Below are 11,955 nucleotides of genomic sequence, written 5' to 3'. Positions count from 1 at the left end.
GATTCCATCCCATCTGCGTGCGCGTCGCACTGATATACAAGTATGGCACATGCCGGGCGAACCCCTCCGCAACGACAGCGGGCGTTCGGGCTCCACTCCGATGCCAGGATGGGAGGATGCCCTCCCCGTTCAATCGCTCGCTCCTCGCCGCCGTTCTCGCCGTGTCCACGTTCGCGCTCGCGGGCTGCGCCTCGTCGACGACGGCACCGGAGACGTCCGCGACGAGTGCCGAGTCGCCCACGCCCACGACGTCCGAGCCGCCGAGCGAGCCGGTCGTCGAGACGACGCTCCGCGACGACGAGGACGGCACCGCCGTCACGCCGCTCGCGATCGTCACGGACTTCACGGTGGCGGACGGCCCCACCTCGGGAGTCGTCCCGGTCCTTGTCAAGGTGCGGGTCGAGGCGGGTGACGTCTTCGACAGCCAGGTCTTCCCGTCATCGGTGTCGATCACGCGCCGAGACGCCGATCTCGACTACGTCAGTCTCGGGATGAGCAACCCGGACGACCTCGCCGCCGCCATGTCCGCCGCAGGCTACTCCCCACTCAGCGCCGTGCCGAGCGGCGAGACCGTGACGGCCTGGATCGGCGCCTGGGTCGATCCCGACGTGACGGAGTTCGACCTCGTCTACAACCGCGCAGAGGGCACCATCATCGGGGGCACCTCCGCAGGGGAGAAGGTCCCGGCCAGCAGGTCGATCACCCCGCTCACGCTGCAGTAGAACCGACACTCGGCCACGGCGAGATCGGGAACGCTACGGTGACGACGTGAACTCGTTCGTCGACGTCCTCCTCCTGGGCCCGCGCGGGCGTCGGATGTGTCTGGAACTGGCACTCGGTTCCGAGGAGTTCCGGACCGAGGCGCAGGACGAGCTCTGGTCGACCCTCTTCTACGCGACCGCTGCAGTTCGATCGGCGAACGGCACGGCGAAGAGCTTCGGGTGGTACACGACGGAGGCGTCGGACTCCGACGGGCCGGCCGAGTGGCCCACCCCCACGGCCGACGAACTCGCGGAGGCCCTCCGAGCGGTCGAACCGGTTCCCGTCGATGACCTCTCGCTCATGCGTGCGCTCGTGGCGTCCGTCGACAGCGCTCGACCGTGGCAGGACCCCGATACCGAGGACGTGTTCCTCGCCATGCCCGAGCTCGCCGATCCGCTCCACCGGATCGCTCACTGGATCGCTTCGTCGAACGCTGCGGGATGGATGACCGGCCCCCTCACCGGCGAGCAATGGATCGTCGAGTTCGACGACCTCCAGGCCCTCCCGCCCCAGCCGCCGCGACCCCCGGTCGCCCGGGCTCTGGCCGAATGGCGGAAGGACGGCGTGCCCGCAGGCGGCACCTGGTGGTCCTTCCCGCCCTGGCCGCTCCGCGCGACGACGCGGGCGCGACCGGGACTCGGACCGATCGGACTGTGGGCCGTCGAGGACACCCTCGGCTGGCTCGGGGCGGCGGTGACGCGAGCGGCCACACCGCCCGCCGCGCGCGTCTACGAGGTGACGGACGCCGAGTCGTGGGCCGACCTGTGCCGCGCCTATCCGCTCGAGCTGGAGGATCCGATGGACGGCTGGCGGCTCTCGACGGGCCGGGAAGGACGCTGGGTCATGCCCGACTGGTCGATCGTCGCGCGCGACGTCGACGCCGTACACCTCACGACGGCCGCGTATCTCTCGGCGGCGGAGACCGCCATCCCCGTCTCCCCGGGACGCGCGAGCATGATCGCCGGCTGGGGCCCCGACCACACGTATTGGTTCGTCGACGATCTGGAGAACGGCGGCGAACCCGTTCGCTGGACCCGACCCACGTACGACGACGCCTGGTCGCCCGCGTAACCACGTCGGCGCGCCGCGCCGTCGGTACCTCCGCTCATCGAGCGCCACAGCCGAGCGCACCACGAATTCGTGTGGCGTTGGGCGGAAAGTGGCGCGCTCGGCGAGAGTCCGTGCAGTGCGCGTCGCCGGTAGCGTGACTCCCGTGACCCGCGACCTCGACCTCAGCCCGCTCACCGAGCCGATCGACGAGCGCGAGGTGGACGAGTTCCGTGAACGCGTGCGCCGCGACAAGCGCTACAGGTACTGGCGGCTCAGCTTCCCGATCTTCTCCATGATCGGCCTCACCGTCGCGCTGTTCGTGCTCTCCGGGTTCTTCGCGCTCATGGCCGCGCTCTTCCTCGACGGCGAGGCCGACGGGATCGAGGGGCCCGGCGATGTCGTGGGGATCATCGTGGCGCTCGTGTTCGTCCTCGGGATCTATGTCGCCATCGCCGCGGGACTCGTCGAACTCGTCCGGAATCCCGTGCAGACCGAGGAGGTGCTCCGGCTCCACCGCTTCGCCGAGCGCAACGGCCTGCGCTACACGCCGTTGGACGAGGAACGACCGGCGTACCCCGTCTCGCCGTTCGGATACACGAACACCGTCGTCCGCGACCGGTTCCGCCCTGCGGACGGTGACGCGTTCGACATGGGACTGGCGTACAAGCCCAAACAGAACAAGAACGATCCATCGATCGAGCGCTGGTACCTCGCGATCTCGCTCACGCGGGAGCTGCCGCACATCGTGCTCGACGCTCGGTCGAACGACCCGAAGCTCGGCGGCAGCAACATGCCCACCCTCGATCGCGGACAGGTCCTGAGCCTCGAGGGCGACTTCGACGAGCACTTCACTCTCTATTGCCCGACGGGATACGAGCAGGACGCCCTCTACATCTTCACGCCGGACCTCATGGCCCTGTGCATCGACGAGGCGAGTGCCTTCGACATCGAGATCATCGATCGGTGGTTGTTCGTCTACGCCGCACGTCCGCTGCGAATGAGCGACCCGGAGGTGCAGCGCCGCGTGTTCCGCCTCATCGATGTCGTCGGCGCGAAGGCCCTCGGGCGCATGGAACGGTACGCGGAGGGGCGCATCGCGGCAGGCAGGACCCGGGTCGCCGACCCGGGCAGACGACTCCGCACCGCCGTCTCCGTCTCCGCCGTGGTCATCGGGCTCGTCATCTGCAGCTCGCCGTTCTGGGGCGTCATCGTGGACGCGCTCACCGGGGTCTGACCCGACGTCATCGGGCCGGACGGGCCTCGTCTCCGCCCAGCCTCCCGTAGCAGGCCGCGCCATCTCCCGTGCGAGGTGGCGCCCGGGGCGTTCCTCCTGTTTGCTTGACCCACAACGATCGAGGAGTACGCGCATGGGGTGGTTCAGCAGCAAGGTGGAACCGAGGCTGAAGGAGGTCGTGCCGCCGACGGCGAAGCAGGAGACGGCTGGGCTCTGGAGCGACGGGTTCGGGAAGCTCGCGACCCGGTGCGTGCAGATCATCGCGATCCTCATCGTCGTGATCGGCATCGTCTTCGCGATCACGCAGCTGACGCTCGTCTTCATCCCCGTCGCGATCGCCCTCATCCTCGCGGCCGCCTTCCACCCCGTGATGCACGCAATGCGGAAGAAGATCCCGTCGATCATCGCCACGTGGATCGCCCTGCTGGGGATCGTCGTGGTGCTCGGAGGCGTCGTCTTCCTCATCGTGACGGCTGTGCGGGACCAGATCGACGAACTCGTCGACTCGGCGTCACAGGGCATCGATCAGCTCTACGACTGGGTCCTCACGCTGCCCTTCTCCATCAGCGAGGAGCAGATCTCGAGCTTCCGCGACACGGCCATCGACTTCGTGACGAGCAGCCAGTTCGGCAGCGGCGCGCTCGCCGGCGTCGGTGTGGCGAGCAACTTCGTCGTCGGGCTCGCGCTGCTCATCGTGCTGCTGTTCTTCTTCCTTAAGGACGGGCCGAAGATCTGGGCCTTCATGCTGCGCCCGTTCGAGGGATCCCAGTACGACCGTGCCCGCCGCATCGGCGACAAGGCCGTCACGACGCTCGGTGGGTACGTGCGCGGAACGGCGGCCGTTGCCGCCGTCGACGCGATCGGCATCGGCCTCGTGCTGTTCTTCCTCGGCGTGCCGCTCTACCTGCCGCTCGCGGTGATCGTCTTCGTGCTCGCGTTCATCCCACTCGTGGGTGCGACGCTCGCCGGGGCTCTCGCGGTGCTCGTCGCCCTCGTGGCGAACGACCCGATCACGGCCGTCTGGGTGCTCGTCGCGGTGGTCGCGGTGAACCAGCTCGAGGGCAACTTCCTGCAGCCGATCCTCATGGGCCGCTCGCTCAAGCTGCACCCGCTCGTCATCCTGGTGGCGTTGACCGCCGGAACGATCCTCGGCGGCATCGTCGGAGCGGTACTGTCGGTGCCGATCGCCGCGGTCGCGTGGGGCGTCATCTCCGTCTGGAACGGGGAGAACGAGCCGGCCTGGCCCGCGAAGCAGAAGCGCCCCGAGCCCTCCTGACCCCCTCCTGACCCCCCTGAAAACCTCGTATGTGCTCGAATTTTCAAGCACGTACGAGGTTTTTAGTGGGGGGAGGTGGGGAGGATGAGGGCGAGGTAGTCGCGGAGCGCGCGCGACATGTCGACGGCGTCGGCGTCGTAGAGCCACTGGAGCTGGATGCCGTCCCACAGGGCGACGATCGTGGCGGCGGCGACGGCCGGGTCGACGCCCTTGCGGAGGAGGCCGAGATCGCGCAAGCGCTCGAGGTCGGCCGCATAGTCGGCCCGCAGGCCCGCGAAGCGCTCGGTGAAGTACGCGCGGCCGGGATGATCGTCCGTCACCCCCTCGCCCGAGAGCACCGCGTAGAGCTGGATCACCCCCGGCACCTCCTGGTTGGCGCGGGCCTGGGTCGTGATGAGGTCGGCGAAACGCACGGCCGGGATCCGCTCGTCGTCCGGCGCGAGGCCCGACAGGACATCGGGGTCCAGCACGGGCTCCACCCCGTCGCGGCTCGCGAGCACGGCGATGAGCAGCTCCTCCTTCGACGGGAAGTAGTGGAGCAGGCTCGTCTGACTCATACCGACGCGCTCGGCGACCTCCCGGAACGAACCCGAGCGGAACCCGCGCGTCGCGAAGACCTCGAAGGCCGCGTTCACGATCGCCTGCCGCCGCTCGGCCGACTTCGCGTAGGGCCCGCGTCGTCGACGCGCGGGCGCTCCGTCCGCTCGCGCCGGGGGCACCGCCATGCGGCCGACGGCTTCGTCGTCGATCACGCCGTCGGCGGCTCGTCCGCTCTCGTCCAGCACTGTACCCACCGGCCTCTCGGTTCGGGTTCCGTGGCGGTTCTCCTGGAGCTGCGACGGCACCTCACGCCGTCCACCAGGCGGCCAGCGTAACGCAGATCTTGAATTTCGAGTGAGTGCTCGACTTCTGTGTTAGCGTGAGCGCACTCCGGCGCACCCCGTGCGCCACGCCACCACGATGAAGTGAAGAGGCACATGAGACAGTTCACTCGACGCCAAGCGCTGAGCCTCGGGCTCGGCGCCGGGGCGGCCGCGGTCCTCGCCGGATGCGCCACCCCGGGCACCACCTCCGTCAATTCCGCCCCCACCATCGGTGCGGCCTCCGCCGGCGAGAAGATCCGCATCACCTACTGGGCCTGGCTCAAGGACCTGCAGAAGGTCGCGGACGTCTGGAACGCCCAGAACCCGAACGTCCAGGTCGACGTGGTCTGGATCCCCGGCGGCAACTCGGGCGGCTACCAGAAGCTGTACTCGGCCCTCGCGGCCGGTGGCGGGCCCGACATCGCGCAAGTGGAGATGCGCACCGTGCCGGAGTTCCTCCTCGTCAACGGCCTCGTGGACCTGTCCCGCTACGGCGCCGACCAGTACGCGGACCTCTACGACGAGACGCTCTGGAACCAGGTGAGCTTCACGGGTGGTGTCCACGCGATCCCGCAGGACTCCGGGCCGATGGGCTTCTACTACCAGCCGGAGATCCTCGACTCCGTGGGCGCGCAGCCCCCCGCGACGTGGGACGAATGGGCGGACATCGCACGCGAACTGAGGGCGGCCGGCGGGGTCTACCTCGAGAGCTTCCCCGTCTCGGACGCGTCCGTGTTCACCGCCTACGCGACGCAGGCCGGCGCACGCTGGCTCACGGCGGAGGACGACGGTTGGGTGATCGACATGACCGACGAGGCGACCCTCGAGGTCGCGCGGTTCTTCGACGCGGCGATCGACGAGGACCTCGTCGACACCGCCTCCACCCCCTACTCCCCCGGTTGGTTCGCCGCGGCGGCGGACGGCGGGATCGGCGCGTGCACGAGCGCGAGTTGGGGCGATGCCCTCATCGCGGGCATCAGCGGCGGCGAGGGCAAGTGGCGTGTGGCGCCCATGCAGCGCTGGAGCAACCTCCCCGACAGCTTCGGCTCGAGCTTTCTCGGCGGCTCGACCGCCGCCGTCCTCGCGAACTCGAACCACCCGAAGGAGGCTCTCGACTTCGCGGTGTGGATGACGACCTCGCCGGAGGCGATCGACGCCCTCATCGAGTACAGCGGAATCGGCTGGTCGCCGGCCAAGGATGAGATCGGTTCGGTCCGCGAGGGCGCCGGGAGCGACTTCTTCGGGGGCCAGGCCTACAACACCGAGGTGTTCGAGCCGGCGACGCTCGAGCAGAACACCGAGTGGACCTGGTGGCCGATCACCCAGCAGTCGTTCAACATCCTCTCGGACGGATTCCGCCGGAAGGCCTCGGGCGTGAGCCTCGTCGACGCGGTCGCGACAGCCGAGAACCAGATCGTCCAGGCCTTCCGCGACAAGGGCCTCACCATCCGGAAGGCCGACTCGTGACCGCCACCGAGAACATCACGACCGAACAGGGGCCTTCCTCCCGCCGCCGTCGACGCACCGGCGCCGGCTCTCGCGCGGGCGGGTCGGCGCCGTGGGTACTCATCGCCCCGTTCCTCGCCCTCTTCATCCTCACCTTCATCCTGCCGATCATCGTGGCGATCGGGTCGAGCTTCACGCGTGTGACCCGATCGGGCCTCTTCGGGGAGGAGGGCGTGACGACCCAGTTCGCGTGGTTCCAGAACTACGCGCAAGCGCTCGCCGACGGCAACTTCATCGCGTCGATCGGTCGCATGCTGCTCTTCGGCGTCGTGCAGGTGCCCGTGATGATCGTGCTCTGCACGATCCTGGCCCTCCTGCTCGAGTCGGCGTCGGCGCGTTGGCCGGGCTTCTTCCGGGCCGCGTACTTCCTGCCGTACGGGATCCCCGGCGTGATCGCGACGATCCTGTGGTCGTTCCTCTACGTGCCGGGCCTCAGCCCCGTGATCGACGTGGCCGCCGCCGTCGGCCTGCAGCTCGACTTCCTCGGGCCGTCCACCGTGCTGTGGTCGATCGCCAACATCGTGACGTGGACGTACACGGGCTATAACATGATGATCATCATCGCCCAGCTGAAGTCGATTCCGACCGAGCTGTACGAGGCGGCGAAAGTCGACGGCGCGAGTTCGTGGCGGGTCGCGCGGAGCATCCAGCTGCCGCTCATCCGGCCGGCTCTGGTCCTCACGACGGTGTTCTCCATCATCGGCACCCTGCAGTTGTTCGCCGAGCCGCAAGTGCTCCAGACCGTGGCACCCGCGATCGACTCGCAATACACGCCGAACCTCAGCGCGTACACGACGGCCTTCGCGTACAACGATTACAACGTGGCCGCCGCCCAGTCGGTGCTCATCGCGCTCGTCGCGTTCCTGCTCTCCTTCCTCTTCCTGCGCTTCACGAACCGGAGGTCGTCATGACCGCGACCGCGCGCACACCGTCCGGAACGGACACGCGTTCCGTCACCACCGCCGATCAGTCCGCCCGCGACGCGCGTCGGGCCGGGCGCCGCGGCGGCCCCGACCGCTCCGCCGGGCGGTCCCCCGCGAAGACGATCCTCGTCACCGCGATCCTCGCCGTGGTCGCCGTCTACTTCCTCGTGCCCGCGTACTGGGTGGTCATCGCGGCGACGAAGACCACGGAGGACCTCTTCGCCACCAACGGCTTCTGGTTCGGCTCCACCTTCGCGCTGTGGGACAACCTCTCGGCCGTGCTCTCGTACGACGGCGGCGTCTTCCTCCGCTGGTTCGCCAACTCGGTGCTCTACGCCGGGGTCGGGGCCCTGCTCGCGACGTACTTCGCAGCGGCCGGCGGCTACGCGCTCGCGAAGTACGTCTTCCGCGGGCGCGACACGATCTTCGGGCTCGTGCTCGGCGGCGTGCTCGTGCCCGGAACGGCGACGGCGCTGCCGCTCTTCCTCCTGTTCAGCCAGCTCGGCATCGCGAACACGTACTGGAGCGTGCTGCTGCCCTCGCTCGTGTCACCGTTCGGGCTGTTCCTCTGCCGGATCTACGCGAACGCCACCGTGGACACGTCCCTCATCGAGGCGGGACGGATCGACGGCGCGAGCGAGCTGCGCATCTTCCACACTCTGGGGCTGCGCATCATGACACCCGCGCTCGTGACGGTGTTCCTCTTCCAACTCGTGGGAATCTGGAACAACTACTTCCTCCCGCTCGTGATGCTCTCCGACTCGAACCTGTTCCCCATCACGCTGGGCCTCAACAACTGGCGCAGTCAGGTGGACCGGCTCCCCGAGTTCTACGAGCTCACGACGGGCGGCGTCCTGCTGTCCATCATCCCGCTCGCCATCGCCATGGTCGTCCTCCAACGGTTCTGGCGCGGCGGCCTCACAGAAGGATCCGTCAAGGCGTGACCTCCCCCCACCGCACTCCCGCGTCCGGCCCGACCGCGATCGACGAGGGGTACCTCACCTCGTTCGCGCCCGGATCCGGGCACCGCACCCCACCGCGCGCGCACCTGGCATCGGACGCGCCCGAGCTGTCGCTTGCGGGGCGGTGGCGGTTCCGGCTGCTGCCGGCGGCACCCGGCACTCTCGGCGGGCTCGACGTCCTGCCGGAAGGCGAGGCGCTCGACGGAGTGGCCGCGGTGGACCTCGACGACACCGACTGGGACGAGATCCCCGTGCCTGCGCACTGGGTGCTCGAGGGCGACGGGCGCTTCGGGGCGCCGATCTACACGAACGTGCAGTACCCCTTCCCGGTCGATCCCCCGCACGTGCCGGACGCGAATCCGACGGGCGACTACCGCCGCCGGTTCGCGCTGCCAGCCGACATCGGGAAGGCCGGGCGGGCGCTTCTCCGCTTCGACGGCGTCGAGTCGGCGTACCGGGTGTGGCTCAACGGCCGCGACATCGGCACGGCGACGGGCAGCCGTCTCGTGCAGGAGTTCGACGTGACCGACGCGCTCGTCCCCGGTGAGAACGTGCTCGCCGTGCGCGTGCACCAGTGGTCGGCGGCGAGCTACCTCGAGGACCAGGACCAGTGGTGGCTGCCCGGCATCTTCCGCGACGTCACGCTCGTGGCCCGACCGGACGGCGGCATCGACGACGTCGGCGCGCTCGCGGAGTTCGAGGAGCACGCGGGCACCGGTTCGCTCGTGCTCGACCTCGACGCGTCGGACGACGCGTTCCCCGTGACCGTCCGGATACCCGAGCTCGGCGTCGAGGAGGTCTGGCCGACGCGCGCCGACGTGCTCCCGATCGACGTGGGCACGGTCCAGCCGTGGTCACCGGACGCGCCGTACCTCTACGAGACCCAGGTGTCGTCCGCCGCCGAGACCCGGACCCTGCGCGTGGGGTTCCGGACGGTGCGCATCGTCGGCGATCGGCTGCTCGTGAACGGCCGACAGGTGCGCTTCTCTGGAGTCAACCGGCACGAGACGCACCCCGATCGCGGCCGCGTCTTCGACGAGGAGCACGCCCGCGCCGACATGGCGCTCATGAAGCGCCACAACGTGAACGCCATCCGCACGAGCCACTACCCGCCGCACCCGCGCGTGCTCGATCTGGCCGACGAGCTCGGTTTCTGGGTGATCGACGAATGCGACCTCGAGACGCACGGCTTCGAGCGGCGCGGACGTGTGGTTCCGGGGCTCGACGTGGGCGGTGTCGTGATGCAGGACCCGGCGGCCCCGGGCTTCGACGGCACCGGCTGGGAGGACAACCCGAGCGACGATCCGCGCTGGCGCGACGCATACCTCGACCGCATCCGCCGCACCGTCGAACGCGACAAGAACCACCCCAGTGTCATCATCTGGTCGCTCGGCAACGAGTCGGGTACGGGGGCGAATCTCGCGGCAATGTCCGACTGGGTGCACGACCGTGACCCGTCCCGCCCCGTGCACTACGAGGGCGACTACACGGGCCAGTACACCGACGTCTACTCGCGGATGTACCCGTCGCTCGCCGAGACCGAGGCGATCGGGCGCGATGACGCGCACGTGCTGCTCCTCGGCTGCACGACGTCGGAGTCCGAGCGGCAACGCTCGAAGCCCTTCCTTCTCTGCGAGTACGTGCACGCGATGGGCAACGGCCCCGGCCTCATCGACCGCTACCGCGCCCTCACCGAGCTGTACCCGCGCCTCCACGGCGGCTTCGTGTGGGAGTGGCGCGACCACGGCCTGCGCACCCGCACCCCCGACGGCACCGAGTTCTTCGCCTACGGCGGCGACTTCGGCGAGGAGGTGCACGACGGCAACTTCGTGATGGACGGACTGGTGATGAGCGACGACACCCCGTCGCCGGGTCTCGCCGAGTTCGCCGCGGTCGAGCAGCCCCTCCGATTCGCCCGCCTCGCGGACGGGTCGATCGAGGTGGAGAACCTCCGCTTCGCCGCCGACTCGCGCGACCTCGACTTCCTGTGGCGGCTCGAGCGCGACGGCGTCGAGCTCTCCTCCGGCGTGCTGCGGCCACTCGAACGCGGCGGGGACGTCGTGCCGGCCGGCGAGAGCGTCGTGCTCCCGGCGCCCGATCTCGTCGCGTCCATCGGCGAGGCCGAGGTGTGGCTCACGGTCGAGGCCGCACTCATCGACGATGCACCGTGGGCCGGCGCCGGCCACGTAATGGCGCGCGCGCAGTTCCTCGTGGAGGACATCGTTCCCGTCGATGCGCCACGGCCATTCGCCCCGCTCGACAGCGCCGCGACACCCGCCGAGTGGATGCGGGCACGAGCGGTGCGCCGGCGTCGCGGGTCCCGGGTGCGTCCGGCACCGGGTCGCGGCTGGGTGGACGGCCCCGTGCCGATCGCCTCCCCCACGGATGCTCCGGCGGATGCGCGGTTCTCGCCGTCCGGTTCCCTTCGCTCCTTGCTCGGGCATGACGTGACGGGCCCGAGACTTGAGCTCTTCCGCGCCCCCACCGACAACGACCGCGGCCCCGAGGGCGGGACACTCGACCTCGCCGATCCGCGATCGAACCTCGGTCTCGGCACGTGGGCGCCGTCGTCAGCGGAGCAGTGGCGGGCCGCGCGCCTCGACCTGCTGCGTCCGCGACTCGACCGCGTCGCGCACCGCGTGTCCGATGACGGCGTGCTGCAGGGCGTACGCGTGCTCGAGCGTTGGGCCGCTCCCGAGGGGGTCGCGAGCGTGTGGCAGGAGACGGAGTGGACCCTCGAGGACCGCGTCGCCCGGCTCCGCGTGCGCATCACGCCCTCCACCGGGTGGACGGGACTGTGGCCGCGGATCGGGGTGCGCTTCGCGTTGCCCCTCGACGCGACGGAGGCGTCGTGGTTCGGCACCGGTCCGTTCGAGAACTACCCGGACAGCCTCCGCGCCGCTCGTGTCGGTCGCTTCTCGTCGGCCGTCGACGACCTCGTGGCGCCGTACGCGCGACCGCAGGAGAGCGGGCACCGATCGGAGCTGCGCTCGCTCGACATCGGGGACGCGGACGGCGCCTGGTTGCGCGTCGATACCGAGCCTGATTCCGCTGGACGGCTGCCCGGCTTCACGCTGCGCCGCCACACACCGCAGCAGGTGGACGCCGCCGAGCACCCTCACGAGCTACCGGCACCCGATGCGACGTACCTCACGATCGACGCCGCGCAACACGGCCTCGGCTCGCGGGCGTGCGGCCCCGACGTGTGGCCGACGGAGTACCTCCGCCCCGAGTCCCGCAGCCTCACCCTGCGTTTCTCCTCGCCCCAGCTCCCCTGAGGTGTCGCGATCTGTTGCCACATCGGTCAGCCAGGCAAAAGATTGCGACACCTCGCGGGCGGGACGGCATCCACCCGACGAACATACCCCCAAACAAATGT

The 11,955-nt window shown here is 69.6% G+C and carries 9 protein-coding genes; 8 read left to right on the top strand and 1 reads right to left on the bottom strand.

Annotation, left to right across the window (positions count from 1 at the left end; translation table 11 throughout):
- Positions 1–116 precede the first annotated feature (116 nt).
- The 4 genes from ELQ94_RS00335 to ELQ94_RS00320 all read left to right on the top strand — a co-directional run bounded on the left by ELQ94_RS00335 (position 117) and on the right by ELQ94_RS00320 (position 4,322).
- Positions 117–722, top strand: coding sequence for a hypothetical protein (locus ELQ94_RS00335; protein ID WP_127046060.1), 606 nt, complete (start codon positions 117–119; stop codon positions 720–722).
- A gap of 46 nt (positions 723–768) precedes the next feature.
- Positions 769–1,833 (top strand): hypothetical protein, encoded by a 1,065-nt coding sequence (locus ELQ94_RS00330; protein ID WP_127046058.1) that lies wholly within the window; start codon positions 769–771, stop codon positions 1,831–1,833.
- A gap of 142 nt (positions 1,834–1,975) precedes the next feature.
- Entirely contained in the window at positions 1,976–3,046 is a 1,071-nt protein-coding gene (locus ELQ94_RS00325) for a hypothetical protein (RefSeq protein WP_127046056.1), read from the top strand.
- Between the two features lie 133 nt (positions 3,047–3,179).
- On the top strand, positions 3,180–4,322 hold the full coding sequence (locus tag ELQ94_RS00320; protein WP_127046054.1) for an AI-2E family transporter: 1,143 nt from the start codon (positions 3,180–3,182) through the stop codon (positions 4,320–4,322).
- Between the two features lie 62 nt (positions 4,323–4,384).
- On the opposite strand, the gene ELQ94_RS00315 is transcribed toward ELQ94_RS00320, so the two are convergent.
- The gene (locus tag ELQ94_RS00315; RefSeq protein ID WP_243696800.1) at positions 4,385–5,116 is read right to left on the bottom strand and encodes a TetR/AcrR family transcriptional regulator; all 732 of its coding nucleotides are present in this window, start codon (positions 5,114–5,116) and stop codon (positions 4,385–4,387) included.
- A 183-nt stretch (positions 5,117–5,299) separates the two neighbouring features.
- Between ELQ94_RS00315 and ELQ94_RS00310 the strand changes: the two genes are divergently transcribed.
- Genes ELQ94_RS00310 through ELQ94_RS00295 form a run of 4 tightly spaced genes read left to right on the top strand, consistent with a single transcriptional unit; the run spans position 5,300 to position 11,854 of the window.
- Complete coding sequence (locus tag ELQ94_RS00310; RefSeq protein WP_127046053.1) at positions 5,300–6,652, top strand: ABC transporter substrate-binding protein; 1,353 nt, start codon at positions 5,300–5,302, stop codon at positions 6,650–6,652.
- Entirely contained in the window at positions 6,649–7,602 is a 954-nt protein-coding gene (locus ELQ94_RS00305; protein WP_127046051.1) for a carbohydrate ABC transporter permease, read from the top strand. Before ELQ94_RS00310 ends, ELQ94_RS00305 begins: the two co-directional genes overlap by 4 nt.
- A complete protein-coding gene (locus ELQ94_RS00300; protein ID WP_127046049.1) occupies positions 7,599–8,558 on the top strand; it encodes a carbohydrate ABC transporter permease in 960 nt (319 codons plus the stop codon). Before ELQ94_RS00305 ends, ELQ94_RS00300 begins: the two co-directional genes overlap by 4 nt.
- On the top strand, positions 8,555–11,854 hold the full coding sequence (locus tag ELQ94_RS00295; protein WP_424976761.1) for a glycoside hydrolase family 2 TIM barrel-domain containing protein: 3,300 nt from the start codon (positions 8,555–8,557) through the stop codon (positions 11,852–11,854). Before ELQ94_RS00300 ends, ELQ94_RS00295 begins: the two co-directional genes overlap by 4 nt.
- The last annotated feature ends 101 nt before the right edge of the window (positions 11,855–11,955 follow it).

The sequence above is a fragment of the Labedella endophytica genome (genome assembly GCF_003990045.1).
Classification (GTDB): domain Bacteria; phylum Actinomycetota; class Actinomycetes; order Actinomycetales; family Microbacteriaceae; genus Labedella; species Labedella endophytica.
Note: the sequence above shows the minus strand (reverse complement) of the source record. Positions and strands in the feature narration are given on the sequence as shown.